This is a genomic window from Streptomyces sp. NPDC051563 (assembly GCF_044454225.1).
GTDB lineage: Bacteria > Actinomycetota > Actinomycetes > Streptomycetales > Streptomycetaceae > Streptomyces.
Window position 1 is genome coordinate 64,229 of the sequence record NZ_JBITDL010000013.1, and the last position, 25,183, is coordinate 89,411.

Here is a 25,183-nt window from a genome sequence, read left to right on the forward strand (position 1 = left end):
TCAGACCTCCGGGTGCGGCGCGGGTCCCTCCGGCTGGGCGGGGCCCGCGGCCGCCTGGCGGCTGATGATGGCGGCGATCGCCTCCGGGGCCACCGCCCGGGAGTACAGCCAGCCCTGGCCGGTGTCGCAGCCGACGCGGCGCAGGCGGGCCGCCTGGCCGGCGGTTTCCACGCATTCGGCGGTCACCGTCAGGCCCAGCCGGTGGGCGAGCTGGACCAGGGCTTCGACGATGGTTTCGTCGGCCGGGTTCGGGTGGGAGCCCTCCTCGTAGCGGAAGCCGCGGACGAAGGAGCCGTCCAGTTTGAGGACGGAGACGGGCAGGCGGCTGAGGTAGGCCAGGTTCGAGTAGCCGGTGCCGAAATCGTCGATGGCGATCCGCACCCCCATGTCGCTCAGCGCCTGGAGGGCCTGGAGCGGCCGGCCCGCGGAGCCCATGACGGCGGACTCCGTCAGTTCGAGCTGGAGGAGCTGGGGGGCCAGGCCGGTCTCCGCGAGGATCTCGGCGACGTCGCCGACGAGGTCGGAGTCCCAGACCTGGCGGACGGCCACGTTGACGGAGACGAAGACGGGGGAGTCGCTGGGCTGCTCGATCTGCCAGCGCCGGGCCTGGCGGCAGGCGGTCCGGAGCACCCAGCGGCCCAACTGGACGATGGAGCCGTCCTCTTCGGCAATTCCGATGAACCGATTCGGCGTCAGCAGGCCGAACTGCGGGTGGTTCCAGCGCACCAGGGCCTCCACCCCGCGCACCGCCCCGCTCTCCAGGTCCACCAGCGGCTGGTACTCCACGATGAACTCGCCGCGTTCCACGGCCGGCCGCAGGGTCGAGGACAGGGCCTGGCGGGTCATGCGGTGCGCGTTGCGTTCGGGGTCGAAGAGGGTCCAGCGGGCCTTGCCGTCGGCCTTGGCCCAGTAGAGGGTCGTGTCCGCGGCCTGCATCAGGCCGGTCGCCGAGGTTCCGGCGGCCGCCCGCTCGACCACGCCGATGGACGCGGAGACCGACAGCCGCTGCCCGGCCAGGTCGAAGGGCTCCTGGACGGCGGCCAGGACGCTGCGCGCCAGGTCCGCGAGCTGCTCGGTGCCGGTGGACTCCTCGACCAGCAGGGCGAACTCGTCGCCGCCGAGCCGGGCCACCAGATGGCCGCCGGTGCGCCCGTAGCCGGACTGGTCGGCGCACTGGGTGAGCCGCTGGGCGACGGCGGTCAGCAGCCGGTCGCCGACCCGGTGGCCGAGGGTGTCGTTGACGGCCTTGAACCCGTCGAGGTCCAGGTAGCACAGCCCGATCCGGCCCGTGCCGCCCTGCCCGTACGAGGAGGCCTCCAGGGCGGCGGAGAGCCGCTCGAAGAACAGCGCCCGGTTGGCGAGCCGGGTCACCGGATCGTGCATCTGGAGGTGGCGCAGCCGGGCCTGGAGGTCGCGCCGGTCGCTGATGTCGGCGACGGAGAGCAGCACGTCGCCGGTGCCGGGTACGGGGCCGAGGGTGATCTCGGTCCACAGGGAGTGCCCGTCGGGGTGCTTGAGTCGGCGGGTGCAGCGGAGCCGGGCCTGCCGGCCGCGCAGCACCTCCTTGTAGGCCTGCCAGGTCCGGGCCTCGGAGGCCAGGTCGACCAGCTCGGCGGCGGACTGCCCGGCGAGGAGCTGCGGCTCGGAGCCGAGGAGCGCGGCGAGGGCCTGGTTGGCTCCGGCGATGTGGCCGGTGCGGTCGACGACGGCCATGGGGAGGTGGGCCGCGTGGAAGGCGGCCCGGAAGTCGGCCCGGTGCTCGGCGCGGTCCGGGGTTGCCGTCGCCGCCGGTACGGCCGGGTGACGCTGCGTCATGGCCGGTCGGATGCTGTCGGCCGCCGAACCGGTTCCGTCTGGGGTTCCGCTCACCGTTGGCTCCCGCAGTGCGTGTGAGTGTCCGTGCAGGAAAGTGTGCCGATCATAGAGGTTCCCGTACGGCCCTATCCAGCGGCGACGCCGTGCGGGGCGCGGGAGTTCGGCGTGATGACGGTTCGTCGGCCTGACGGCGAATGATCGTTTCCGTGCGGCTGTGAGCATCCGGCGCCCACCGCTGATCCGACCTGATCGATCGTGACTTTCCGTAGGCGCATGTGCGAAACCCGGCGTCACCGGCTTGCCCTAGTGCTCACTCGTGTGGGGCAGCGGAACAGGGCATTAGTAAGACAATCGCCCCAAGGTGGATGAAGAGGTATCAATCCACCACCGGAGGTCGATGTGCCGCGACAGCAGACACCCGGGGGAGTGGACCGCTCCCGCATGCGAACCACGGCGGCGGCGCTCACTTCCCTGACGGCGCTCGCCGCCATGTCGCTCGTCGCGGGACCCGCGGTCGCCGCTCCCGGAGCCGGACCCTGCGCGCTGACCCGTACCGCGGCCCACCACTCCCTGGGCCTGGACAGCTGGAACGGCGCCTACCCCAAGCCCGAGCGCACCCTCAACGCGGTCATGGTCTTCCTCTCCTTCCCCGACCACCGCACCACGCTGACCACCGAGGAACTCACCGCCGACTACTTCCCCGCGACCAGCGAGTTCTTCGAGCGGGCCTCCTACGGCCGCTTCCGCCTGGTCCCGCACCCGCAGAAGCAGTGGATCCAGATGCCGAAGCCGTCCGCCGCCTACGGGATACAGCGCGACTGGGCCCCGGCGGACCGGGCCGCCTACCTGCGCGACGCCGTGGCCGGAGCGGACCCGTCGGTGGACTTCAGCCAGTACGACGTCGTCTACTTCGTCGCGGACCCGGATGCGCCCGGGGTGGACTCCGACGCCACCAAGGTCGTCAACTTCGAGCAGCCGATCCGGGCGGACGGCGCCGACCTGCGCCGCATCGTCACGGTCTTCGAGAAGCACCCGCCGGACCGCAACGTACTGGCCCACGAGACCGGGCACGTCTTCGACCTGCCGGACCTCTACCACCGCCCCTCGGACGGCAAGGGCGACTGGGACACCTATGTCGGGGACTGGGACGTCATGGGCAGCCAGTTCGGCATGGCCCCGGACCTCTTCGGCTGGCAGAAGTGGAAGCTCGGCTGGCTGGACGCCTCCCAGGTGGACTGCGTGGTGTCCGGCTCCACCCTGCACACCCTCCAGCCCCTGTCCGAGGCCCCGCGCCCGGGCGGCACGGGCGGCACCCGCCTCGCGGTGATCCGTACGGGCCCCGGCAGCGCCATCGCCGTCGAGGCGCGGGGCTCCGCCGGCAACGACGGGGACACCTGTACCGAAGGGGTCCTCATCTACCGGGTCCGCAACGAGGCGGCCTCGGGCGGCGGGCCGATCGAGGTCGTGGACGCGCACCCGAACACCGAGGCCTGCTGGGACCGGTCGGTGTACCCGCCGCTGGCGGACGCCCCGCTGGAGGTGGGGGAGACCTTCACCATCCCGGAGGAGCGGATCACCGTGGAGGTGGCGGACCGCACGCAGTCGGGCGCGTACACGGTGAAGATCACGCGGTAGCGGGCAGCGGGCAGCGGCCGGGCCCGCGTGGAGGGATACGAAAAGGACCCCCACCTGAGTGGGGGTCCTTCTCCGTCTGTGCGCCGCCAGGGACTCGAACCCCGGACCCGCTGATTAAGAGTCAGCTGCTCTAACCAACTGAGCTAGCGGCGCTTGGTGACGAGAGAGACATTAGCACCCCGGGCGGCGATCGGAAAAATCGATATCCGCAGCTCGGGTGGCACGGACGAAGGCCCACAGCAGCGCCTCGGGCCCGGGCAGCCACGGAAGCCGCGTATCGGGCGCCACGAGCCAGCGCGAGGGCCCCCCGTCGGCGGCCAGCGGGGGCACCGTGACGGCGTCCCCGGGGCCGTGGCAGAGCGGGGCGGGCACGGGGGTGCTCCACTCCTCCCAGGCCAGCAGGGCCGGAAGGCGGTGGGCGGTGCCGGGCGCGGCGAAGAGCAGGGTGCGCCCGCGGTGCACGGCGGCCGGTCCGGAGCCGGGGCCCTCGGCCCAGAGCAGGTCGAGCATCCGGCGGCCGAGGACGAGGGGGACGTTGACGACGTCGAAGGCGGTCCCGCAGGGCAGCACGGCCGGCGCGGTGGGCCGGGCCTGCCAGGCGGCCAGCGTGCCTCCGGGCTGGGCGGAGGCCGAGGCCAGCCAGGCGGCCCCGGCCGGGGTGACGTGGGTCGCGGAGGCGGTCGTCGTCGTCCGCAGGTCGAGCGCGTGGCAGCCGGTCAGGGTCGTCATGCGTCCAGGTCTACCCGCGGTAGCGAACCGATCTCCGGGAGTTACGGGAAACCGGGACAGGCCGGGTGGGACTGGGGTATGTTGCGCCCCGCATATGCCAGGGGGCGCGGCCGGGCCACGGGTCCGGTCGCGAGTGGTGTGCACGTCCGGGTCGGAGCCGCAGTCACGGCCGGCCCCGCCCTCAGGGGCCCTCGGGGGCGGTGCCGCGCAGCAGGGACTCGCCGAACTCGATCATCTTGCGGGCGTAGTCCTCGGTCCACTCCGCCTGCTCCGCGATCGCCGAGGCCGGCAGCCGGTCGAACCGCCGCGGGTCCGCGAGCTGCGCCGCGGCCACCGCCTGGAACTCCACCGCCCGCTCCTGGGCGGCGCGGAAGGCGAGGGTCAGCTCGGTCGCCCGGGTCAGCAGTTCCCGCGGGTCGTCGATCGATTCGAGGTCGAAGAAGTGCTCCGGGTCCGTGACGGTCTCCGACGGCTCGAAGAGCAACTGCGCGGGCCGCAGCCTCCGCTCGGTCCGCTCGGGCTCTGCCATGCGTGTCCTCCTGCTGGACGTGGAAAAGGCTTCCGGGCCGAAGGGGGCTCCGGGGCTCCGGGGCCCGAAAGGCTTCCGGGCCACCGTCCATTGTCCAGCTTCGCGCAAGGGCGCCCGAGGTCCCGGCGCATGGGCTAGAACGTACGTATGGCCGATGGTGTGCACGAGGAGCTGGACGAGCTCTGTGACGAGGGCATCGAGCAGGTGATCGGCTGGCGCCGTCATCTGCACCGCAATCCGGAGCTGCCGAACCGGGAGGCCGCCACCGCGCGGCTCGTGGCGCGGGAGCTCGCCGGCTTCGGGCTGGACGAGGTGCGGACCGGCATCGCCGGGCATGGGGTGGTCGGGGTGCTGCGCGGCGGCCGGCCCGGCGACCGGGTGGCGGCGCTGCGGGCCGACATGGACGCCCTGCCCGTCCCCGACCGCTGCGGCGCGGACTTCGCCGCCACCGGCGGGGCCTCGCACGCCTGCGGCCACGACTGCCACACCGCGATGCTCCTCGGAGCCGCGCGCGCACTGGCCGACGTACGGGTGCGGGAGCGGCTGCCCGGAACGGTGCTGTTCGTGTTCCAGCCCGCCGAGGAGGGCCCGCCCGTCGACGAGGAGGGCGGGGCGCGCCTGATGGTGGCCGAGGGGGCCTTCGCCGATCCGGTCCCCACGATGGCCTTCGGCATGCACGTCACCCCGCACCCCAAGGGCTGGGTGGGCTACAAGTCCGGCCCGATGTACGGGGCCTCCTGCCTGGTCCGCATCACCGTCGCGGGTCGGCAGTCCCACGCCTCCTCGCCCTGGCACGGCATCGACCCGATGCCCGCCGTCGGGGCGCTGCTGACCGGGATCGGCCAGCTCTACCGGCAGGTGTCGGCGTTCTCCCCGGTCACGGTCTCCATCGGCCACATCGAGGACGTCGGCCGGTTCAACGTCATCGGGGAGACGGTCACCCTGTGGGGCACGATCCGCTGCGCCGAGGAGCGGGACATGCCCGAGGTCAAACGCCGGCTGACCGTGCTGGCCGAGCACACGGCCGAGGCCTACGGGGCCTCCGCGGCCGTGGAGCTGCTCCAGGACGTACCCGCCGTGTGCAACGACGCGGCCTGGGTCGAGGCCGCGCTGCCCACGATGCGCCGGGTCGCGGGCGCGGACCGGGTGGTGGAGGTCGGCGGCACGCTCGGCTACGACGACGTCTCCGAGTTCATCACCCGCTTCGGCGGGCTCTACGTGATGCTCGGGGTCCAGGACACCGCCCTGGATCCGGCGAGCGGCGAACCGGTGGCCGTCCCCGGCGGCCGGGGCCTGGTGGGCAACCACCACCCCGGTTTCTACGCCGACGACGACACCCTGCTCACGGGCGTACGGCTGCACGCGCACGTCGCGTACGACCACCTGGCCGGGACGCTCGTCAGGCGCTGACCGGCCTCCTTGCCAGGGTGGTGACCTCCTCCAGTACGGCCGCCAGCCGGTCCGCGAGGCCCTCCGGGGCCCGGAACCCGTCTGCCGTGACCAGCTCCGTGATGCCCGGAACGGCCGCGGAGGCCTCGGCCGGGACCATGCCGACGGCCTCCAGCACCGGCCGCAGCATCAGGGCCGCGGGGGCGCCGCCGGAGCCGCCCGCGCTGTAGGAGAGCAGTCCGGCCGGCTTGCCCTGCCACTCGCGGTGGAGGAAGTCGATGGCGTTCTTGAAGGGGGCGGTGAAGCCGCCGTTGTACATCGGCAGGACGAAGAGGAAGGCGTCGGCGGAGTCGGCCAGGGCGCTCCACGCGCGGGTGTGGGGATGGGTGTAGACGCCGGTGGAGGCGTATGCGGGCTCGTCGAGGAAGGGCAGGGCGATCTCGGCGAGGTCGACGGGGGTGACCTCGAAGCGTCCCCCTTCCCGCGCCCGGTCGGCGGCCCACCGGGCCAGCGGGCGGGCGGCGGAGGTGGGGCGGACGGAGGCGGAGATGACGTGCAGGCGGATCGGGTGCGGGTTCACGGATGCTCCCCTGAGAGTTTTGTTGACGTGTCACCTATGGAAGCGCGAGAGTGGGTGACATGTCAACCAGATAGGTGACGTGTCACGTATCGGTCTAGACTCCGACCATGAGCGAGAAAGAGAGCGGCCACGGGACCGAGAGCGCACCGCGCTGGCTCAGCGAGCCCGAACAGCAGGCCTGGTACGCCTGGCGGCGAATGTTTCCGCTGGTCAACGCCAATATCGCGCGCGATCTGACCCAGGACAGCGGCCTCTCCGAAGCCGACTACGACGTCCTGTCGGTCCTCGGCTCCACCGACGGCCACCGCATGCGCATCAGCGCCCTCGCCGTCCTCATGCAGTGGTCCCGCAGCCGGCTCTCCCACCAGCTCACCCGGATGGAGCAGCGGGGCATCGTCCGCCGCGAAGAGGTCGCCGACGACGGGCGCGGCGCCGAAGTGGTGCTCACCGAGCAGGGCGTCACCACGATCACGACGGCCGCCCCGCTCCACGTGGAATCGGTGCGCCGCCACCTGATCGACATCCTGACCCCGGAGCAGCTGCGCACCTTCGCCGAGGTGGGCGAACTGCTCCGCACACGCCTCGGCGTCGAACGCAAGACCCGCTGATCGCAGGCCGGGCCCGTGCGGCCCGGCCTGCGATCAGCCGGTTCAGCCGGTTCAGCCGGTTCAGCCGGCTCGGCCGGTTCGGCCGGTTCAGCTGGTTCAGCTCGTGAAGAAGCCGGCGTCGAGCCCGATCCAGCCGGTGATCCTGCGCTGGTCGAAGACGACGAGCGAGCCGTCGGTGAGGACCTCCCACCGGATGGTGAGGGAGTCCGTGACGCCGGAGCCGGTGGTGACGCCGATCAGGCCCTGGGTGCGGTTGGGGCGGATATGCGGCGGGAGGGTGAGGACCTTCTCGCCGTTGGTCCACGGGGCACCGTCGGCGCGGGCCAGCCGCAGGTGGAGGTCGACGCGGTTGCCCAGCTGTCGGTACTGGGGAACGTAGTTGCCGGAGTTGGGCGCGTAGACGGCGGTGTCGTAGTCCAGGTTGGTCCACGGGACGTGCTCGCCCGTGCCGTCGGTGGTGCTGGTGATGCCATAGAGGGCCATGCGGCGCGGTCCTGGTTCTTGGGTGGCGAAGCCGAATACGAGCTGGGGCCCGTCGGGCGTCGGACGGACGGTGATGGATTCGGTCTCGCGGTGGGAGAGACCGAGGGCGGTGGCGTTGAACCGCCGCTCGATCATCTGCCCGGTGGTGACGTCGTAGACGTTCCACCAGGAGTTGCCCGGGGCCGGGTTGGCCGGACCGTAGGCGCTGCCCTCGTTCTGGTAGACGAGGTCCCCGGCCAGGCACCAGGCCTGGGTGCGGTAGCGCGCGGGGAACGCGTGCAGCGGGGTGAAGGCCCGGCGCTTGAAGGCGTCGAGCTCGTAGACGCGGTACTCCTCGGCGCCGTGCGCCCCGTGGCGTACCGCGATGCGGCCGCGCCCGGCATCCAGGGACGGGGTGATGCCGGAGGTCCCCGGGACGGGGTCGAACACCTCGATGCCGGCGCTCCCCGCATCGACGACGGCATCGGGAGCGAACGCGACGCGGCCGATGCGGGTGCCGTAGGCGAAGCCGTCGGAGACGGGGTTGGCGTCGGTCTCCAGCCAGAGCCAGACGCGGCCGTCGGCGTGCTCGACGCCCAGCCCGCCGCCGTGGCCGACGCCCCTCAGGTACATGACGGCACGGACGGCGCCGTCGGGGCCGACCTCGTTGATGCACAGGTCGCCCCGGCGTTCACGCTCGATGCCGGGCACGGGGGCGGACTCGTCGGCGAGTTGGCGGCCGTCGCTGATGAGCTGCGTCGCGTAGGCGAGGCCGGTCACCTGGTCGAAGGCGACCTGCTGGTGCACCTTGCCCTGGGTGAGCCGGATCTCCTTGCCGAACAGGTCGGCCGGCGCGGCCCGCAGGTCGAACCTGTTCCCCGCGTGCAGGCCCGGACCGGCCGGGCTCCCGGCAAGGGGGCCGGCCGCGAGGGGACCGGCCGTGAGGGCGGCCGGACGGCCGGCTGCCCGGGCGGCCGCGGCGGGGGCGATGACCGGGACGGCGGCGGCCACGGTGGTCAGGACGGTACGGCGGGTCAACGGCATGACGGGAGGACAAGCCCCCTTCTGGAACGATCACTTGTACGATGCCGTGATTTTCACATACCGAAGCGGGGGCCCGGATCCGCCTTTGCGCTACGGCCGCCAGAGCACCCGGTGCTCGGCCAGGTGAGCCAGGACCGAGTGGTTGGCCTCCCAGCCGTCCGGGAACTTCATCGTCACGCCCAACTGCACTGGCTCCGAGGACGGGTGGGCGTCCAGGAGCTCCGCTATCCCCGCCCTGGCCACGACCACGCAGGCGTGCCGGTGCCGGGAGGCCAGGACGCACAGCCGGCCCGTCTCCAGGTGGAAGGCCGTCGCGTCGGGGCGGCCCGACAGCGGGTGCAGCACCACCGTGAGGTCGTACTCGCGGCCCTGGAGCCGGTTGGCCGTGTCCACGGTGACGCCGGTGACCCCGAGCGCGCACAGCGCCGCCCTGACCGCCGCCGCCTGGTCCCGGTGCGCGGTGCCCACCGCGATCCGGTCCGCCGTCAGCGGGGACGGGCCGCCCGGGTGCTCGTCCACCGTCACCGCGCCCCGGTCCAGCGCCCGGCGCACCACCAGGGCCACCGCCCGGACCGCCTCCGGGTCGGTGCGCGGGGTGTGCCGGGCCGGCAGCTCCAGCAGCCCCCACCCCGACTCGGCGGCCTCGTCCAGCACCCGGTCGGGGCCCGAGCCGTCGCCCGCGACCCCGTAGGACAGCCGCCGGTCGCCGTGGCCCGTGCCGCTGCGGAACTGCGTGTACGGGTAGAAGGCGCGGGAGACCAGGGGCGCGGCCGAAGCCGGCAGCCGCCAGGACACCGGCAGCCGGTGCTGCGGCAGATCCGGGTTGTGGGCGAGGAGGGTGGACACCGCCGAGGCCGAGGGATCGTAGGACAGGCCCGCCCACTGCTCGGCGCCGACCACGCTGAAGGGATCGAGCTGCCCCGGGTCGCCCACGAACAGCGCCCGGTCGAACAGCCCGGCCACGGCCAGCAGCGCGTCCGAGCGCATCTGGTACGCCTCGTCCACGATGGCGTGCTCCCAGGGCTCCACGTCCTTGACCCACGCCCACTTGGCCGCCGTCGAGATGGTGACCGGCAGCCCCGCGAGGTCCCCCGGCTTCGCCGAGAGGACCACCGAATCCAGGTCGCGCAGCGCAGGATCGTAGGCATCGCCCTCGCTGCTGTGCAGCCGGCCCACCTTCAGCCCCGGATCCTTCGCGTGCAGCCGCAGCACCAGGTCATCGACCTGTGCGTTGGTCTGCGCGACCACCATCAGCCGACGCCCCGCCGCCGCCAGGTCCCGGGCCGCACGCACCACCAGGGTGGACTTCCCGGCCCCGGGCGGGGAGTCGACCACCACGCCCCGGGCGGCGCCGTGCAGGGTGTCGCGCAGGATGGCGTCGGTGGCCCGGCCGGCGGCCGCGCCCGGATCGAATGCGGTGCTCGCGGTGCTCACAGGAGGTCCTCGGCGGTCACGGGGTCGGGGAGCGGCAGCACGGGGGTGCCGCCGGTCAGGTGCGCGGGCGGCCCGCCGTGGGTCCACGGGGTCCGCTCGGGGTCCGGCAGCTTCGGGCCGCCGCGCGCATCGTGCTCGAACAGCGTCCAGCAGACCCGGTCGCCCTTCTCCGGCACCGAACCCGGCTCCGGATCCTTGCCGCGGCCCATCTTGTCGAGCAGGCGCAGCACGAGCCGGCCGTCCTCCTCGCGGCGCACGAACTGCGCGCTCTGCGGGCGCCCGTCCAGCGAGCGGTACACCTTCGGACCGCCGGTACCGGCGCTGCCGCCGCCGTCCTCGGGGAGCTGCGGCCGGTCCTCCGTGGCCACCCACACCAGGGGGCGCGGGCTCGGCCGCTTCGACTCGGTCCACTCCATGACCACTTCGGTGACCTCGCCCGCGAAGGCCTCGCCCGAGAGCCGCCGGCCCGCCATCACCAGCAGGTCGTCCAGCGCCTCCTGGGCGTCGAGCCGCACCTGCTCGGTCTCCCGCGCCGCGAGCTTGCGCGCCGCCGTCACCGCGTCGTCGCGGCGCGGCTGCGGGCCCTCGCCCGCCCGGACCCGGTCCCGGTGGCCGGTGTACGACCAGCGGTCACCGGTCCAGCGGTCCTCGGCCCGCTCGCCCGCGGGCAGTTCGCGCAGCAGGGCCACCGACTCCCAGACCGCCCGCCAGGTGCCCTCCATCTGCTCCACGACCAGCCGCCGGACCGCCTGCTCGGCGGCGGCGCGCCGTCCGTCGCCGTTCCCGCCGGCGGCCTCCGCCGCCCGTGCCGCGTCGAACTTCGCGATCGCCGGGGCCAGCAGCTTGTTGTCGAAGGCCGGATCGGTGGCCGGACCCGCCGGCGGGACCAGCAGCAGGCCCCGCGGGTCCCGGCCGAGCTCCGCGCGCAGCGCCCGCTCGGCACCGGATTCGCCCGCGGGCGGGTCGATCCACGCCAGCAGGGCCGCCAGGTGCTGGTCCTCCAGATTGCTCTGCCCGGTCGCCCAGTGCCGCGACAGCAGGTCCGTGGCCGACAGCAGCAGGGAGGAGCCGGGCACCCGGGAGCGCTCGGCGAAGTGCGTGAACCAGCGGCCCAGCAGCGGCACCTGCGCGGGCGCCGGATACGGGTGCTCGGGATCCTCCTCGGCGGTGCGCCGGAACCGCATGGACCGCCCCAGCAGCCGTACGTACTCGATGCCCGCGCGGCTCGGCACGATCAGCTGCGGCGCGTCCAGGCAGAGCTCGGCCTCCACCTTGACCCGCTTGCCCGTCTCCGGGTCGGTCTCGGTGCGCTCCACCGGCTCGACGGCGTCCGCGTAGCCCTCGATGTACGGGACCACGTGCCCGGCCAGCTCCGCCAGGAACGCCCACCGCATGTCCCGGTCGCGCGGCTGCGGTATGGCCAGGACGTGCGGCCGGTCCGGATCGGTGCCGACCATCGCGCCCAGCGGAGCCCCGGCCTCGCCCGCCGTGGTCAGCGGTACGAAGACCAGCGGGCGCTCGCTCAGATGCCGGTGCCGTACGGTCGCCAGCGGCTGGGCCCGCCCGGCGCGGACGGCCTCCAGCCGGGCCAGGGTGTTCAGCAGGGACATGCGGCGGCCTCCGTGCGGACGCGGGCGGGGGCCTGCTCCAGCGCCTCGGCGCGCAGCCGGGCGGCCTGCCGCAGGGCGGCGGCCGTGGGGTCCTCGGTGCCGGTGCCGTCGGGAGCCGCCCCGTCGGGGACGCCGCACCCCGAGGCCGCCGCGAGGGCCGCCTCGATGGTGGTCAGCCCGCCCAGCTCGCCCCGTACGGAGCGGCCGAGCGCGGTCACCTCGCCGGCCGTGCGGGCCCGGTCCCGGCAGTGGAAGGCCAGCTCGCAGGCGGCCAGGCACTCGGGGGCGTAGGAGGCGGACACGGCCGACACGGCCTCGGTCAGCTCCTCGGCGGAGCACGCCGGGTCGAAGGTGAGGCCCGCGGGCAGGGCCCCGGCCAGTTCCTCGACCCGGGTGAGCCGCTCCAGCTGGCGCCGGGTGACCGAGCGCTCGCGGCGGACGTCGACGGGGGCGGCGGTGGGCAGGTTGGAGAAGTCCTTGGGGCAGACGAGCAGCACGGTGTGCCCGACCTCGGCCCCGGCCACCTTGGCGGCGGTGGTCTCCAGGGCCAGGACGTAGACGGCGGCCTGGCGGGCGGCGGCGCCCACCTTCGCGGCGTCGGCCGCCCCGTCGATCATCGGGAAGGACTTGATCTCCACCACGGTCCAGCGCCCGTCGGGGTGCACGACGACCGCGTCCGGCTCCAGGTAGGCGGGGGAGCCGGCCACCTCCAGCGCGAGCATGGGGTGGTCGAGCAGGGTCCAGGCCCCGGCGGTGGTCGCCTCGCGCAGCGCGAGCGCGGTGCGGGCGGCGCGGCCCTGGGGGCCGGCGGCCGTGAGGTCGGGGGTGAGGGCGTCCGGTCCGGGCGGATCCACCGCACCGCCCGATCCCGCGGTGCCCGATCCCGCACCGCCTGATCCCGCGCCGAGGTGCTCGTACACCAGCCGCAGGAGCTCGGCCCCGCCGTCGCCCTTGACCTTGGCCTCGAAGGAGTTGCCGCGCACGATGGCGAACTGCGACTGCCCGAAGGCCGCGGGGGAGCCGAGCGCCGCCGCGAGGACGGTCTTGTCCACGCCGGCCCCGTCGAGCAGGGCGCGTCTGCCGCAGCCGGGGTTGGCGGCGAGGGCCGCCAGCGCGCGGGCGTCCAGCGGGCGCGGCGCGACATCGGGGCCGCGCAGGTCAGCGAGCCGCTGCCGGAGCGTCTTCGGGGGACTCGGGGGATTCGTCGGCTGCGCGGCCTGGGTGGCCTGCCATGCCGCCGGCTGCGCCGTCGGTCCGGGGGACCGCGGCGGGGTCTGCGACGGCTGACCGCTGGACGGGTAGGAGCTCACCCGCGGAAGTCTCCCATCCGCCACTGACAATCGTGGACTTACCGCGGAAACCGGCTGTTCGGGTGGTGTGCGGGGCGGAGGCGGCGACCCCGGTGATCCCTGCGGGCAGGGCGCGGGCGGCGAGGCAGCCCGCCCCCATCACGGCGGCCCCGGCGACGGCGTCGAGGAAGTAGTGGTTGGCGGTGCCCATGACCACGAGGGTGGTGACCGCGGGGTACGCGGCCCCGAGCGCCCGCACCAGCGGCCGGCGCCCACAGCTCCACAGCATGATCCCGCACCACAGCGCCCAGCCCACGTGCAGGCTGGGCATGGCCGCGAACTGGTTGGTGAAGGAGCCGAGCCCGCGCGGGGCGCTGGCCTCCCCGCCCCACCAGCCGTAGGAGCTGTAGCGGGCCATCGTGTCGGTGAACCCGTACGAGGCGTCGAGCAGCCGTGGCGGGCAGGTGGGCAGCAGGGCGAAGCCGACGAGGCCGAGGAGGGTGGAGAGCATGAGCCAGGTGCGGGCGAAACGATACTGCTGGGGGCGGCGCCGATAGAGCCAGACCAGCACCGCGGGGGTCACGAGATAGTGCAGGGAGGCGTAGACGAAGTCGGCGGGTACGCCGAGGACCGGCTGCGCGGTGAAGAGCCGGTTGAGCGGCCGCTCCAGGTCGATGGCCAGGAGCTCCTCCAGACGCAGGATCGCGAGCCCGTGGTCCACCGCCATCCCGACGTCGCCCCGGGCGAGGAGTCTGCCACCCGAGTACGCCGCGTAGACGAGCCCGAGGAGCAGCAGTTCGGCCCACCAGCGCGGAGGCTGCCGCCTATTAGTCATACGGCGTATGACGTGTGTGAAGAGGCAAGGGTTGCGTGCCGTTCATCTGATGGATGATGGAACGGCGACGGAACCACCGCAAAGCAGTGCGAATGGTCGGACCGTCGGTGCTCCACCCGTCCCGCCCGTCCCACCCATCCCACCCCTCGACCGGGAGAACTCATATGGCCCCCCGCATCCTCTTGGCCCGTCACGGCCAGACGGCGTGGTCCCAGCTCGGCAAGCACACCGGACGCACGGACGTGCCCCTGCTGGAGGAGGGGAAGCACGGCGCCAAACTGCTCGGCGAGCGCCTCGCCCGCGACCCGTGGGCGAGCCTGCGCGGCCTGGAGGTGCGCACCAGCCCCCTGGTGCGCGCCAGCGAGAGCTGCGAGCTGGCCGGCTTCGGGATCCAGGCGGAGCCGTGGGACGCGCTGATGGAGTGGGACTACGGCGACTACGAGGGCATGACCCCGGCCGAGATCCAGGCGATCCGGCCCGGCTGGCTGATCTGGCGCGACGGGGTCCCGGGCGGCGAGTCCGTCGCGGACGTCTCGGCCCGCGCCGACGAGGTCGTCACCTGGGCCCGCTCGGCCGAGCGCGACGTCCTCGTCTTCGCGCACGGCCACATCCTGCGCACCCTGGCCGCACGCTGGCTCGGCTTCGACGCCTCCTTCGGCGCCCGCATCCGGCTGGAGCCGACCTCCCTGTCGGTCCTCGGCTGGGCGTACGGGGCCCCCGCGCTGGAACGCTGGAACGACACGGGCCACCTGGACGCGTAGCGGCGGCGTGCCGGAGCCCGCTGCCCGGATCCGGGCAGCGGGCTCCCCGCCCCAGATCCCCTGGACGAGCACGCGGTCCCCGCGGGGCGGCCTCATGTCCTGCGCGTCGGACGCTGCCGGTCACGGTGTACCTGTTCGTGGCCGTACCCGTCATCACACCGTCGAGGCGTGCCGCCCGAGGAAGGCGCCGACGCGCGGGGAGCGCTGGTGCGGGACCAGGGTGCGGGCCGTCGCCGCCAGCATCGACCGGATCCGGGTCGACTGGACCTGGTCCAGCAGCTCCAGCACCCGGCCGCCCGCCCAGGCGGCCTCGTCGGGGGCGCCCGCGTGGGCCAGGTCGTCGGCCAGCTCCGCGGTGTAGAGGGCGACGTTCCGGGCGAAGTGCGGGTCCTGGAGGTCCGCCGCCCGGCGGGCGTGCCGGGCGGCCCGGGCGTGCTCACCGAGCGCGGCCCAGCAGCGGGACTCCAGGGACTCCAGCTCGGCCTCGCCGAAGAAGGACATCCACTCGGGGTCCGCCCCGGCCTCGCCGCGGGAGAACTCCGTGTGCGCCCGGGTCAGCGCCTCCTCGCAGGCCTTGCGGTCGGACAGTCCCGCCCAGCCGCCGGCCTCCCGCAGGGCGAGCAGCGACAGCAGCCGCGGGGAACCGAGCGAACGGGCGGCGCGGCGGCCCGCCTGGGCCGCCCGGACCGATTCGCGGGGGCGCCCGCAGTCCCGGGCCAGGAAGGCCATGTTGCTGAAGGCGTGCGCCTCCAGTCCGGAGTCCCCGGAGACCCGGGCCGTGGCCAGCGCCTCCGCGTAGTGCGAGCGGGCGTCGTCGAACCGGCCCGAGTCGTGCGCGAGCCAGCCCACCGAGATGGCCAGCTCGCCCGCGCCCGCGTGCAGCCGGTCCTCCGTGGACTGCCGGGTCGCCCCCGCATCGAGCAATGCGTAGGCGGTGCGCAGGGGTTCGGCGGCCCGCCGGTACAGGGCGTCGGCGCCGTGCCGGTCGTCCAGCAGCCGGATCTGGCGTACGGCGTCCTCGACGGCCGCCGCCTCGGCCTCGCCGGCGCGGGAGGGCATCCGGCGGGTGTCGCCGAGCAGGGTGAGGCTGAGGGTCGCGGCCGCCACGGTCGCGGAGCCCCCCGCCATGAACGCGCGACGCAGCACGTCGCTCTCCTTGGAACGCGAAGGGGCAGGGAAGCCGGTGGGGTGCGGGCGTTTGGCGAAGGCGGCGAAGGGCGCGGCCTGTTCGCGCTGCGCCAGCCGGCCCCGTACCGTCTCGCGCGGGGAGAACCCCAGGTCGGCCAGGGTGCGGCCGGGGAACATGTGGAGGAAGACCCGCTCGTAGGCGTAGTTGGGGCAGCGGATCTCGCCGGATTCGACCCGGCCGATGTAACGGGCGTCGCAGGAAACCGTTTCTCCGATTTCCTTCGCCGCCCTGCGCACCAACGCGGCGAATTCGGCCGGGGAGTGCTGACCGCGCAGTCGCCGGAAGGGGATGTTCGGTGAGTGGGGGGACGCCGCCATGGACGTGGCCTCTCTGGGCAAGTGATCGCGCTGCCGGTGCCTGTGCGGTGAAGCGGTGGTGCCTGTGTGACGCGCTGCCCGGCGGGCACGAACGTACCGCCAGGGAGGGAGGGTTGACTCGGTGTTTGGCTACAAAACGGATATCTCACCCGCGATCCGCCATGAACTGCCATCCTTTGCAGCGTCTTGCCGCCGCACCTGTTGACGTTCCCGTGCGTTGAACTCATGCGGAGTGGGAGGAAGCCCGCCGGCTTCCGGGACCGCTCGCGCGATGCTCGTACGCGGATCTGAGGAGGGGTTCCCTTGGTGGAGGGCGGCATGGAGAGTACGGACGTGAACACCGCGACCGAACCCGGAGCGGCCCTCCTCGCGGGCGCCCCGGACCTGGTGACCGTGCCCACCCGGCAGGGGCTGGAGGCCGTCGACATCATCCAGCGGGCCGCCGGCCAGGCCAGCCGCGCGGGCGGCGTCGGCCCGGTCCTGCACGACGGCTCCGGCAGCACCCTCGGCTTCCTCGTCCCGCCCGGCACCGCCGACGCCTGGGACCTTCCGGGCAGTGCCTGTACGCACACCAACGGGCGCGGCATGCGCTTCGGCGACACCTCGCCCACCGCGGGCGACACCGGCTGGCTGCTGCCGCCGGATGCCGTCGGGCCGGTCACCGACCCCGAGGTGCTGCGGGCGGCGCTCGGCGAGGCGGCCCGGCTGATCGAGGCCGCCGACAACTGCCGCTGACCCCGGTCGGGCCCTGACCAGCCATAATGAGGATGTGGCAGGCAAGGGCAATCGCAGTGACAAGGGCAGCGACAAGGGCAGTGGCAGCGACAGGCGGCGCGGGCGCGAGACCGCCGGGGCGCCGGCCGGGCCGGTGGACGGCGGTCACGCCGCGCTGGAGCCCGACCGGGAGCGGTCGCGCGCCTGGACCCTGCTGATCGACGGGGCCCCGCAGTCCCACGTGGACCTGGACGACCCCGGCCACCTGGACTTCTCCTACCAGCGCCGGATCGGTCACCTGATCGACCTCTTCGCACCCGCCCGCCAGCCCCTGAACGTGCTCCACCTCGGCGGCGGCGCCTTCACCCTCGCCCGCTACACGGCCGCCTCCCGGCCCCGCTCGACGCAGCAGATCGTCGAGATCGACGCCGGGCTGGTGGCCTTCGTACGGGAACACCTGCCGCTGGACCCGCAGGCCCGGGTCCGGGTCCGCGCGGTCGACGCCCGGGCCGGGCTGGCGAAGATCCCGGACGGCTGGGCCGACCTGGTGATCGCCGACGTGTTCAGCGGGGCCCGCACCCCGGCGCACCTGACGAGCACCGAGTTCCTGGACGACGTACGCCGGGCCCTGGCGCCGGGCGGCTGGTACGTGGCGAACCTCGCGGACGGTCCGCCGCTCTCCCATCTGCGGGGCCAGATCGCCACGGCCGCGTCCCGGTTCGCGGAACTGGCGATGGCCGCCGACCCCGTGGTGTGGCGGGGGAAACGCTTCGGCAACGGCGTGCTGGTGGCCGCCGACCGGGAGCTCCCGGTCGCCGAGTTCACCCGCCGGGTGGCGAGCGACCCGCACCCCGGCCGGGTCGAACACGGCCGCGCCCTCATCGACTTCGCGGGCGGCGCCGCCCCGGTCTCGGACGCCTCGGCGGTGGCCTCGCCGGAGCCTCCGCCGTCGGTCTTCCGCTGAGCCGATCCGCGGCTACCCCTGCGCGGCCGCGGCCATCTCCCGCAGGCGCCGCTTGTCCGGCTTGCCGCGGTCCGTCAGCGGGAGCGCGGGCAGCCAGAACACCGCCGCCGGCCGCTGCCCCGGCGCCAGCTCCGCCGCGACGCGTGCGCACGCCTCGTCCGCCACCTCGTCCGTCGGGGTGTGGCCGGGGGCCGCGACGAGGAAGGCGCAGACCGCCTCCCCGGTGAGCGGGTCCGTCCGCCCCACGACGGCCGCCCGGGCCACGGCGGGGTGCCGGGTCAGGGCCGTCTCGATCGGGCCGCAGTAGATGTTCGCCCCGTGCACCATCACCACGTCCTTGACCCGGTCGTCGAGGTACAGGTACCCGTCGGCGTCGAAGTGCCCGACGTCCCCCGTGCGCAGCCAGCCGTCGTGCAGCACCTCGGCGGTCAGGGCGGGCTGGTTGCGGTAGCCGGCCATCACCATGGGGGAGCGCACCCAGACCTCCCCGGTGGCCCCCGGTGCGGCGCCCCGCACCTCGACCTCCACCCCGGGAGCCGGCCGGCCCACGGAGCCGAGCAGGTGGGGGCGGTCGGCGGCCGCCGCGTCGTGGTCGGCCGGGGAGAGCCGGCTCAGCACCCCGGCCTCGTTCATCCCGTAGCCCTGGGTCCAGCGCACCCCCGGACCCCACCGGGTCACCGCCCGGCGCAGCCGCTCCGGGTGGACGGGGGAGTCGCCGTAGGAGACCCGTACCAGGCCGGGCACGCCGTCCGCGGTCTCCGGGTCGTCGAGCAGCCGGTACAGCATCGACGGCGTCAGGTAGGTGGCCGCGGGCCCGAGCCGGCGGCAGGCCTCGGCGAACTCCCGGGTGCCGAGCGGGTGCACGACCTCCGAGCGGCCGCCGATCCGCAGCTGCTCCAGGCACCGGCCGCCGGAGCGCTGGGAGAGCGAGTCGGTCGACACGAAGGTGAGCCGCGCGGCGTCGGGGGAGTCGGTGCGGGTGGCCGTACGGGCCGCCATCGCGGCGAAGGTGGAGGCCACCCCCTTCGGCCGGCCCGTGGTACCGCCCGTGTACGTCACCCGGGCCACGTCCTCGCCGCGCGCCGCCACCGCCACGGGCAGGGCCTCCCGGACGGAGGCCAGCTCCAGCAGCACGGCCAGGCCGATGCGGGCCCCGGGGCCCGGCGGCACCGGGGTGTCGTGGACCACCAGGTCGGGCGCGCAGTCCCGTAGCAGGTGGTCGAGTCCGTGGGTGGTGGGGCCGACGCACACGTGGGTCAGCCGGGCCCCGAGCACGTGCGCGGCCAGCCGTACGAGCAGGGTCCGGGGCGGGTTGCCCGCCGAGACGCAGGCCAGTGCGGAGCCCCGCCCGATCCCCAGCTCGGCCAGCGCGCCCGCCAGCCGGTACGTCCAGGCCAGCACCTCGGAGTAGGTCAGGACCCAGGGACCCGACCCGAGGGCGGGCCGGTCGGCGTACCGCTCGCAGGCCTCGATCAGGTCGGTGACGTACCGCGCGCGGGTGCTCATGGCGCCACGGTATCCGGCGGTCCCGGCCGGGAGGACGGGCCCTGTGGACAGCCGTCCCCGGGCCGGCCCGCTACGGGTCGACGATCTCCACCAGCGGCGGGTGGTCGTGCCAGGTGCAGAACACCGACACCTCGCGGCCGTCACGGGTGAAGGTGACGCGGATCCAGGACGGCTGCTTCCAGACCTGCATCCGCCAGCCGGCCAGCGGGGTCGCCGACACCAGCTCGCCGGAGGCGCCGCCGAGATCGAAGACGACCCGGCCGCCCGAGACGCTGTACGCCTTCACGTTCCCGCCCGCAGGCGCCTGGCGCCGCGGCTGCGGGGTGGGCGGCGCAGGGGACTTGGCGGAGGGAGAAGGGGAGGCCGGCGCGGTGGACGCGGACGGCGGGGGCGACGGCGACGGCGTGGCGGAAGGCGTCGGATCCGGCGGCAGGGCCTGGTGGGTGGAGGAGGAGAGGGGCTGCGCGGCCAGCGGCACCGCGAGCGGCGGATCGTAGGCGGTACCGGACATGACCGAGTGCACGCCCCACCACGACAGCGTCACCGCCGCCCCGGTCGCCAGGGTCCACGCCCCCGCGTGGCCGACCGCTCTGCCCACACGTCCTCGTCCCATCGGGGGACATACTGCACCACCAGCCCCAGACCCGGCCCGCCACCCCGCGGCATCCCCCGAATGGGCTACGGTGCGGGCCATGGCTAGTGTGCTCGTGGTCGAGGACGACCAGTTCGTACGTTCCGCCCTCATCCGGCACCTGACCGAGGCCTCGCACACCGTGCGCAGCGTCGGCACCGCCCTGGAGGCGCTGCGCGAGGTCGCCCACAACCGCTTCGACGTGGTCATCCTCGACCTCGGACTGCCCGACCTGGACGGGGCCGAGGCGCTCAAGATGCTGCGCGGGATCACCGACGTGCCCGTCATCATCGCGACCGCCCGCGACGACGAGGCGGAGATCGTCCGGCTCCTCAACGACGGCGCCGACGACTACCTGACCAAACCCTTCTCCGTGGAACACCTCTCCGCCCGGATGGCCGCCGTGCTGCGCCGCGCCCGCTCCGCCGCCGGAGCCGAACCGCCCTCCCGGGTGCTGCGCGTCGGCGGCCTCGCGATCGACCCGCTGCGCCGGCAGGCCGAGCTGGACGGGGCCGTACTGGACCTCACCCGCCGGGAGTTCGACCTGCTGGCCTTCCTGGCCGGGCGGCCGGGCGTGGTCGTGGCCCGCCGGGAGCTGCTCGCCGAGGTCTGGCAGCAGTCCTACGGCGACGACCAGACCATCGACGTCCACCTGTCGTGGCTGCGCCGCAAGCTCGGCGAAACCGCCGCCAGCCCGCGCTACCTGCACACCTTGAGGGGCGTCGGGGTGAAGCTGGAGCCGCCGGCGTGAGGGGCTCTCCGTGAGGTGGGCCCTCGTCAAGGTGTGCCTCGCGGTCACCGTGATGGTGGTCGTCGCCTTCGCCGTACCGCTCGGGCTGGTCGTCCAGGAGATGGCCAGCGACCGGGCGTTCTCCAACGCCGAGCGGCAGGCCGCCACCATCGGGCCGACGCTGTCCATCACCACCGACCCGGTGCAGTTGCGCAAGGCCGTGGAGTCCACGCAGATGGGCGCCGACCGGCGGATGGCCGTGCACGTCCCGGCCGTCGGGGACGACCCGCGCGTGGACATCGGCGACGGCTGGGCCGGCGAGCGCGCCGTCCTGGAGACCCGGCGGATCGGCCGGGCCGCGACGGCCCCGGTGGCGGGCGGCGGCTTCGCCCTGCTCCAGCCCGTGGCGCTCGGCTCCGGGGACATCGCCGTGGTGGAGATCCTGGTGCCGGAGCGCGAGGTCAGCAACGGCGTCGCCACCGCCTGGCTGGTCCTCGCCGGGGTCGGCCTCGCCCTGATCGTGGGCTCGGTGGCGGTCGCGGACCGGCTCGGAGCCCGGCTGGTGCGGCCGGCCGAACGGCTCGCGGACGCCGCGCACCGGCTCGGCGAGGGGCGTTTGGGGGCCCGGGTCCCGGAGGACGGGCCGAAGGAACTCCGCTCGGCGGCCGTCGCGTTCAACTCGATGGCGGACCAGGTCGTGGAACTCCTGGCCAACGAGCGGGAGCTGGCCGCCGACCTCTCGCACCGGCTGCGCACCCCGCTGACGGTGCTGCGGCTCAACGCGGCCTCCCTCGGCGACGGTCCGGCCGCGGAGCAGACCCGGGCGGCCGTGGAACAGCTGGAGCGGGAGGTCGACACGATCATCCGTACCGCCCGCGAGCAGCGCCCGGCCGCGGCGCAGGGGCCCGGCGGGGTGCAGGGGCCGGGCGCCGGCTGCGACGCCTCCGAGGTGATCCGCGACCGGATGGGGTTCTGGTCGGCGCTGGCGGAGGACGAGGGCCGCGAGGTGCGGCTCGCGGGGGTCGACCGTACGGTACGGATCCCCGTGGCCCGGCCGGAGCTGGCGGCGGCGCTGGACGCCATGCTGGGCAACGTGTTCCGGCACACCCCGGAGGGCACCCCCTTCGCGGTGGACGTCCACGACGCGGGGGACGCGGTCATCGTGCTCGTCTCGGACGCGGGGGGCGGCATCGCCGATCCGGACGCGGCCCTGCGGCGCGGCAACGACGGCGGCCGCGACGGGTCCACGGGCCTGGGGCTGGACATCGTGCGGCGGGTCGCGGAGTCGACGGGCGGGGACGTGCGGCTGGGGCGTTCGGTGCTCGGCGGCACCGAGGTGCGGGTGTGGATCGCGCTGGACGGGCGGGCCCGGGGCGAGTCGGCCCGCACCGGACGCAGCCGGCGCAGGCGGCGGCGCAACTGACGTAACCCTGTGCCGGGAGGGGGCGCGCCGCACGTCCGCCGTGTCCCCCGGTCGGTACGGTCCGCGCCATGGACACCCTCGTCTTCGGCGGCCTCCTCGCCACCTCGATCGCGATGTACCGGGACTCCCCGCGGTTCGTCGTGCTCGGCGCCTGGTGGCTCGTGCTCCTCGCCGTGATCCTGCTGATGGCGCACCACATCACCAGCGGCCTCGCCCTCACCTTGAGCTACTGACCGTGGCAGCGATGTCCAGCCTCGTCCCGGAGGCGCCGCTGCAGGGCGGCCTGCTGGGCCGGGTCCAGTTCTGGTGCGCGTGCGCCTTCGCCCTCGGCTGGACGGGGGTGGCGTGCGGCGGGCTCTTCTACCAGTTCGGGAGGGGGGAGTACCCCTGCCCGCTCTGCCTCGTGCAGCGGATGTTCATGCTGCTGGCGGCCGTGGGGGCGGCCCACATCGTGCGGACCGCGCTCTCGCGCGGGGCGGTCACCGGCCGCGACTACATGATGGGCTGGGGCCTGTCCCTGGTCGCCGTGACCGCCGGCTCCTTCGCCTCGTGGCGCCAGACGATGCTGCACGTGCTGCCGGGTGACAAGGGGTACGGGAGCGAGGTGTTCGGGCTGCACCTCTACGTCTGGGCGTGGATCCTCTTCCAGGCCTCGGTCGTCGCCGTGGGCATCGTGCTGGCCTTCGCCCACGCCACCGCGGACCGGATCGTCCCCGCCGAGGACCCGGGACCGTACCGCACGGTGGGGATGGCCGCGCTGTGGTTCCTGGGGCTGGTGATCGCCGTGAACCTCGTGGCCGTCTTCCTGGAGGAGGGCTTCCACTGGTTCCTGCCGGACACCCCGACGCGCTACCAGTTCTTCTACGACGTGGGGATCCTGGACTAGCTGAGGTTGGCGCGGAGTTGACGCCTTGCGCGCGGGAATCCGTACGACCTGCTTGAGTGGGTCCGCCCTTCTCCCCGTTCCTCCGTGTTCCTTCCGTATGCGATGGGAAGCCGTCATGCGCTACGCAGTCCTCGGCACCGGGATCGTCGGCCGTACCGTGGCCGCCCGGTTGCTCTCCCTCGGCCACGAGGTCGTCATCGGCACCCGGGACCCCGCGGCCACCCTGGACCGCACCGAGTACGCCGCCTGGCAGCAGGCCCACCCGGCGGCCGCCCTGGCCCCCTTCGCGGAGGCGGCGCGGCTCGGCGAGGTGCTCGTCAACGCCACGGGCGGCCAGGTCAGCGTGGCGGCCCTGACGGAGGCCGACGCCGCGCACCTCGACGGCAAGATCCTGATCGACATCGCGAACCCGCTGGACTTCTCGCGCGGATTCCCGCCCGGGCTCGACCCGGTGGACAGCGACAGCCTGGGCGAGCTGATCCAGCGGACGTTCCCGGGGCTGCGCGTGGTCAAGACGCTGAACACGATGAACTGCCAGGTCATGGTCGACCCGGCCCGGGTCCCCGGCGAGCACACCGTCTTCCTCTCGGGTGAGGACGCCGAGGCCAAGAAGGCCGTACGGGAACTCCTGTACTCCTTCGACTGGCGCGAGCACAGCGTCATCGACCTGGGCGGCATCGACACCGCGCGCGGCACGGAGATGCTCCTGCCGGTCTGGCTCCGGCTGATGGGGACCCTCGGCCACACGGACTTCAACTTCCACATCCAGGGCGCGAACCGGCCGCAGTCGGGCTGAGCCCGGGCCCGAGCACCCGGTCGGCGGCCGCCCACGCCAGGACCGCGGAGGCGGCCGCGGCCGTGCAGGAGACGGCGAAGGCCGCCCGGTACCCGTGGGCCGCGGCGAGCGGGCCGGAGACCGCGGCGGCCAGCGCCTGGCCGATGATCAGGCCGCTGCCGGCCAGGGTCATGGCCTCGCCCATCCGCTGGGCGGGGCCGGCCCGTTCCACGAGGCCGAACAGCGCGATCAGGTGCGGGGCGACGGCCAGCCCGATCCCGGCGACGGCGAAGGCCGCGCCCCACAGGCCGGAGACGGCGAGCAGCGGAAGCGTCAGCAGTGCCTGGGCGGCGATGGTCCTGCGCAGCCGCACGGCCGGGCCGGCCGTACCCGGCCGGGCCACGGTCACGAAGCCGGCCACCGAGCTGGTCACTGCCATGGCGGCCCACACGAGCCCGGCGGCCCCGGGGGAGCCGACCGCCACGGCGAGCGCGTTGACCCCGGTGCTGGCCCCGCTCCAGGCGGCGCCCTGCAGGACGGCCACGGCGAACAGCAGCGCCAGCCCCGGAGACCACAGCCGTACGTCGCCCCGCGCCCCGGTGCCCGGCCCCGTCGGCCCGGGCGCCGTGGGATGCACGGCGAAGAGCGTGCCGAACACCAGGCCCAGGGCGGCCGCGAGGAGCAGCGCCGACGCGGGGTGGACGGTCACCGCGAGGATGCCGGCCAGCGCGGGCCCCACCATGAAGCCGACCTCGTCGAGGGTGGTGTCGAAGGAGAGCGCGGCCCCGACCAGGGCCTCGTCCTCCCCGGCCAGCCGCGCCCACCGGGCCCGGGCCAGCGGCCCGACCTGCGCCGCCGTGAGGCCGGCGGCGACGGCGAGCGCGATGCGCGCGGCGAGCGGCAGCCCGCCGAGCACGGCCGCGACGAGGGCGAGGAGCACGGCGGCGTTGGCGGCGCAGGCGACCAGCAGGACGGGCCGGTGGCCGCGCCGGTCGGCGAGCCGGCCGATGACCGGACCACCGAGGGCCTGCCCGAGCCACAGGGCGGCGGCGATGGTCCCGGCGTCGCCGATGCCGTCGCGTTCGTTGATGAGCAGCAGCGTCCCGATGGGGCACAGCGCGGCGGGGAGCCGGGCGAGGAACCCGTGGACGGGGAGGGCGAGGCCGCCGAGGGCGAACACCCCGCGGAAGCCTGCGGGGGCGGGGGCGGGGGCGGGTGCGTCCGCAGGGGCGGGCAGGGGTGCGGGCACGTTTGTGGACTTGGGGGACGGCGTGGGCATGGACAACCTCCAGCCGCACGCCGACCCTCCCGTTTCTCCGGCGCGCGCC

22 protein-coding genes, 1 tRNA gene and 1 pseudogene are annotated in these 25,183 nt (G+C 74.4%); 11 read left to right on the forward strand and 13 right to left on the reverse strand.

Going from position 1 to position 25,183, the window contains the following annotated elements:
• Positions 1-1,815 (reverse strand): putative bifunctional diguanylate cyclase/phosphodiesterase, encoded by a 1,815-nt coding sequence (locus ACIA8F_RS17210; RefSeq protein ID WP_399379583.1) that lies wholly within the window; start codon positions 1,813-1,815, stop codon positions 1-3.
• 399 nt (positions 1,816-2,214) lie between these two features.
• Here ACIA8F_RS17210 and ACIA8F_RS17215 point away from each other — a divergent pair, with 399 nt between their 5' ends.
• Positions 2,215-3,450, forward strand: a complete 1,236-nt coding sequence (locus ACIA8F_RS17215; protein WP_399379585.1) for a M6 family metalloprotease domain-containing protein — start codon at positions 2,215-2,217, stop codon at positions 3,448-3,450.
• Between the two features lie 79 nt (positions 3,451-3,529).
• On the opposite strand, the gene ACIA8F_RS17220 is transcribed toward ACIA8F_RS17215, so the two are convergent.
• The 3 genes and pseudogenes from ACIA8F_RS17220 to ACIA8F_RS17230 all read right to left on the reverse strand — a co-directional run bounded on the left by ACIA8F_RS17220 (position 3,530) and on the right by ACIA8F_RS17230 (position 4,708).
• Positions 3,530-3,603 (reverse strand) — tRNA-Lys (locus tag ACIA8F_RS17220).
• Positions 3,594-4,179: pseudogene (locus tag ACIA8F_RS17225) on the reverse strand (bifunctional DNA primase/polymerase). The gene ACIA8F_RS17220 and the pseudogene ACIA8F_RS17225 overlap by 10 nt, the downstream one beginning before the upstream one ends.
• A gap of 181 nt (positions 4,180-4,360) precedes the next feature.
• Positions 4,361-4,708, reverse strand: coding sequence for a hypothetical protein (locus ACIA8F_RS17230; protein WP_399379587.1), 348 nt, complete (start codon positions 4,706-4,708; stop codon positions 4,361-4,363).
• Positions 4,709-4,855: 147 nt separating this feature from the next.
• Here ACIA8F_RS17230 and ACIA8F_RS17235 point away from each other — a divergent pair, with 147 nt between their 5' ends.
• Positions 4,856-6,118, forward strand: a complete 1,263-nt coding sequence (locus ACIA8F_RS17235) for a M20 family metallopeptidase (RefSeq protein ID WP_399379588.1) — start codon at positions 4,856-4,858, stop codon at positions 6,116-6,118.
• Here ACIA8F_RS17235 and ACIA8F_RS17240 read toward each other — a convergent pair.
• Positions 6,108-6,677, reverse strand: a complete 570-nt coding sequence (locus tag ACIA8F_RS17240) for an NADPH-dependent FMN reductase (protein WP_399379590.1) — start codon at positions 6,675-6,677, stop codon at positions 6,108-6,110. The genes ACIA8F_RS17235 and ACIA8F_RS17240 overlap by 11 nt on opposite strands.
• 107 nt (positions 6,678-6,784) lie before the next feature.
• On the opposite strand from ACIA8F_RS17240, the gene ACIA8F_RS17245 reads away from it, so the two are divergent.
• Positions 6,785-7,285, forward strand: a complete 501-nt coding sequence (locus ACIA8F_RS17245) for a MarR family winged helix-turn-helix transcriptional regulator (protein ID WP_399379591.1) — start codon at positions 6,785-6,787, stop codon at positions 7,283-7,285.
• A gap of 96 nt (positions 7,286-7,381) precedes the next feature.
• Here the strand turns inward: ACIA8F_RS17245 and ACIA8F_RS17250 are convergent, their stop codons facing one another.
• The 4 genes from ACIA8F_RS17250 to ACIA8F_RS17265 form a co-directional block, all read right to left on the reverse strand.
• Positions 7,382-8,791, reverse strand: a complete 1,410-nt coding sequence (locus ACIA8F_RS17250) for a signaling protein (RefSeq protein WP_399379592.1) — start codon at positions 8,789-8,791, stop codon at positions 7,382-7,384.
• A gap of 90 nt (positions 8,792-8,881) precedes the next feature.
• On the reverse strand, positions 8,882-10,225 hold the full coding sequence (locus ACIA8F_RS17255; protein ID WP_399379594.1) for an AAA domain-containing protein: 1,344 nt from the start codon (positions 10,223-10,225) through the stop codon (positions 8,882-8,884).
• Positions 10,222-11,835, reverse strand: a complete 1,614-nt coding sequence (locus tag ACIA8F_RS17260) for a hypothetical protein (RefSeq protein WP_399379596.1) — start codon at positions 11,833-11,835, stop codon at positions 10,222-10,224. Before ACIA8F_RS17260 ends, ACIA8F_RS17255 begins: the two co-directional genes overlap by 4 nt.
• Positions 11,836-12,993: 1,158 nt before the next feature.
• The gene (locus ACIA8F_RS17265; protein ID WP_399379598.1) at positions 12,994-13,959 is read right to left on the reverse strand and encodes a phosphatase PAP2 family protein; all 966 of its coding nucleotides are present in this window, start codon (positions 13,957-13,959) and stop codon (positions 12,994-12,996) included.
• A gap of 164 nt (positions 13,960-14,123) precedes the next feature.
• On the opposite strand from ACIA8F_RS17265, the gene ACIA8F_RS17270 reads away from it, so the two are divergent.
• Complete coding sequence (locus ACIA8F_RS17270) at positions 14,124-14,720, forward strand: histidine phosphatase family protein (protein ID WP_399379599.1); 597 nt, start codon at positions 14,124-14,126, stop codon at positions 14,718-14,720.
• Positions 14,721-14,873: 153 nt separating this feature from the next.
• On the opposite strand, the gene ACIA8F_RS17275 is transcribed toward ACIA8F_RS17270, so the two are convergent.
• A complete protein-coding gene (locus tag ACIA8F_RS17275) occupies positions 14,874-16,226 on the reverse strand; it encodes a tetratricopeptide repeat protein (RefSeq protein WP_399379601.1) in 1,353 nt (450 codons plus the stop codon).
• A gap of 318 nt (positions 16,227-16,544) precedes the next feature.
• Between ACIA8F_RS17275 and ACIA8F_RS17280 the strand changes: the two genes are divergently transcribed.
• Both ACIA8F_RS17280 and ACIA8F_RS17285 read left to right on the forward strand, forming a co-directional pair.
• Entirely contained in the window at positions 16,545-16,961 is a 417-nt protein-coding gene (locus ACIA8F_RS17280; RefSeq protein ID WP_399379603.1) for a hypothetical protein, read from the forward strand.
• A 34-nt stretch (positions 16,962-16,995) separates the two neighbouring features.
• On the forward strand, positions 16,996-17,904 hold the full coding sequence (locus ACIA8F_RS17285) for a spermidine synthase (RefSeq protein ID WP_399379605.1): 909 nt from the start codon (positions 16,996-16,998) through the stop codon (positions 17,902-17,904).
• Between the two features lie 12 nt (positions 17,905-17,916).
• On the opposite strand, the gene ACIA8F_RS17290 is transcribed toward ACIA8F_RS17285, so the two are convergent.
• Positions 17,917-19,410 carry a class I adenylate-forming enzyme family protein gene (locus ACIA8F_RS17290; RefSeq protein WP_399379607.1) on the reverse strand — a complete coding sequence of 498 codons (1,494 nt, stop codon included), beginning with the start codon at positions 19,408-19,410 and terminating at the stop codon, positions 17,917-17,919.
• A gap of 70 nt (positions 19,411-19,480) precedes the next feature.
• On the reverse strand, positions 19,481-20,023 hold the full coding sequence (locus tag ACIA8F_RS17295) for a hypothetical protein (RefSeq protein WP_399379609.1): 543 nt from the start codon (positions 20,021-20,023) through the stop codon (positions 19,481-19,483).
• A 79-nt stretch (positions 20,024-20,102) separates the two neighbouring features.
• On the opposite strand from ACIA8F_RS17295, the gene ACIA8F_RS17300 reads away from it, so the two are divergent.
• The 5 genes from ACIA8F_RS17300 to ACIA8F_RS17320 all read left to right on the forward strand — a co-directional run bounded on the left by ACIA8F_RS17300 (position 20,103) and on the right by ACIA8F_RS17320 (position 23,876).
• The gene (locus ACIA8F_RS17300) at positions 20,103-20,792 is read left to right on the forward strand and encodes a response regulator transcription factor (protein WP_385372578.1); all 690 of its coding nucleotides are present in this window, start codon (positions 20,103-20,105) and stop codon (positions 20,790-20,792) included.
• 10 nt (positions 20,793-20,802) lie between these two features.
• Positions 20,803-22,194, forward strand: coding sequence for a sensor histidine kinase (locus tag ACIA8F_RS17305; protein WP_399379610.1), 1,392 nt, complete (start codon positions 20,803-20,805; stop codon positions 22,192-22,194).
• 68 nt (positions 22,195-22,262) lie between these two features.
• Positions 22,263-22,427: a DUF5993 family protein gene (locus ACIA8F_RS17310; protein ID WP_266877792.1), complete on the forward strand. Its 165-nt coding sequence runs from the start codon at positions 22,263-22,265 to the stop codon at positions 22,425-22,427.
• Positions 22,428-22,438: 11 nt separating this feature from the next.
• Positions 22,439-23,080 (forward strand): disulfide bond formation protein B, encoded by a 642-nt coding sequence (locus ACIA8F_RS17315; protein ID WP_399379612.1) that lies wholly within the window; start codon positions 22,439-22,441, stop codon positions 23,078-23,080.
• A gap of 115 nt (positions 23,081-23,195) precedes the next feature.
• Positions 23,196-23,876 (forward strand): NADPH-dependent F420 reductase, encoded by a 681-nt coding sequence (locus ACIA8F_RS17320; RefSeq protein WP_399379613.1) that lies wholly within the window; start codon positions 23,196-23,198, stop codon positions 23,874-23,876.
• On the opposite strand, the gene ACIA8F_RS17325 is transcribed toward ACIA8F_RS17320, so the two are convergent.
• Positions 23,833-25,134, reverse strand: a complete 1,302-nt coding sequence (locus ACIA8F_RS17325; protein ID WP_399379614.1) for an MFS transporter — start codon at positions 25,132-25,134, stop codon at positions 23,833-23,835. The two genes, ACIA8F_RS17320 and ACIA8F_RS17325, sit on opposite strands and share 44 nt — an antisense overlap.
• Positions 25,135-25,183: the final 49 nt, after the last annotated feature.

Coding starts and splice junctions, on each gene's coding strand:
- ACIA8F_RS17210 (WP_399379583.1), bottom strand. CDS start 1,815: ATGACGCAGCGTCACCCGGCCGTACCGGCGGCGACGGCAACCCCGGAC.
- ACIA8F_RS17230 (WP_399379587.1), bottom strand. CDS start 4,708: ATGGCAGAGCCCGAGCGGACCGAGCGGAGGCTGCGGCCCGCGCAGTTG.
- ACIA8F_RS17235 (WP_399379588.1), top strand. CDS start 4,856: ATGGCCGATGGTGTGCACGAGGAGCTGGACGAGCTCTGTGACGAGGGC.
- ACIA8F_RS17245 (WP_399379591.1), top strand. CDS start 6,785: ATGAGCGAGAAAGAGAGCGGCCACGGGACCGAGAGCGCACCGCGCTGG.
- ACIA8F_RS17250 (WP_399379592.1), bottom strand. CDS start 8,791: ATGCCGTTGACCCGCCGTACCGTCCTGACCACCGTGGCCGCCGCCGTC.
- ACIA8F_RS17260 (WP_399379596.1), bottom strand. CDS start 11,835: ATGTCCCTGCTGAACACCCTGGCCCGGCTGGAGGCCGTCCGCGCCGGG.
- ACIA8F_RS17265 (WP_399379598.1), bottom strand. CDS start 13,959: ATGACTAATAGGCGGCAGCCTCCGCGCTGGTGGGCCGAACTGCTGCTC.
- ACIA8F_RS17270 (WP_399379599.1), top strand. CDS start 14,124: ATGGCCCCCCGCATCCTCTTGGCCCGTCACGGCCAGACGGCGTGGTCC.
- ACIA8F_RS17275 (WP_399379601.1), bottom strand. CDS start 16,226: ATGGCGGCGTCCCCCCACTCACCGAACATCCCCTTCCGGCGACTGCGC.
- ACIA8F_RS17280 (WP_399379603.1), top strand. CDS start 16,545: ATGGAGAGTACGGACGTGAACACCGCGACCGAACCCGGAGCGGCCCTC.
- ACIA8F_RS17290 (WP_399379607.1), bottom strand. CDS start 19,410: ATGAGCACCCGCGCGCGGTACGTCACCGACCTGATCGAGGCCTGCGAG.
- ACIA8F_RS17295 (WP_399379609.1), bottom strand. CDS start 20,023: ATGGGACGAGGACGTGTGGGCAGAGCGGTCGGCCACGCGGGGGCGTGG.
- ACIA8F_RS17300 (WP_385372578.1), top strand. CDS start 20,103: ATGGCTAGTGTGCTCGTGGTCGAGGACGACCAGTTCGTACGTTCCGCC.
- ACIA8F_RS17310 (WP_266877792.1), top strand. CDS start 22,263: ATGGACACCCTCGTCTTCGGCGGCCTCCTCGCCACCTCGATCGCGATG.
- ACIA8F_RS17315 (WP_399379612.1), top strand. CDS start 22,439: ATGTCCAGCCTCGTCCCGGAGGCGCCGCTGCAGGGCGGCCTGCTGGGC.
- ACIA8F_RS17320 (WP_399379613.1), top strand. CDS start 23,196: ATGCGCTACGCAGTCCTCGGCACCGGGATCGTCGGCCGTACCGTGGCC.
- ACIA8F_RS17325 (WP_399379614.1), bottom strand. CDS start 25,134: ATGCCCACGCCGTCCCCCAAGTCCACAAACGTGCCCGCACCCCTGCCC.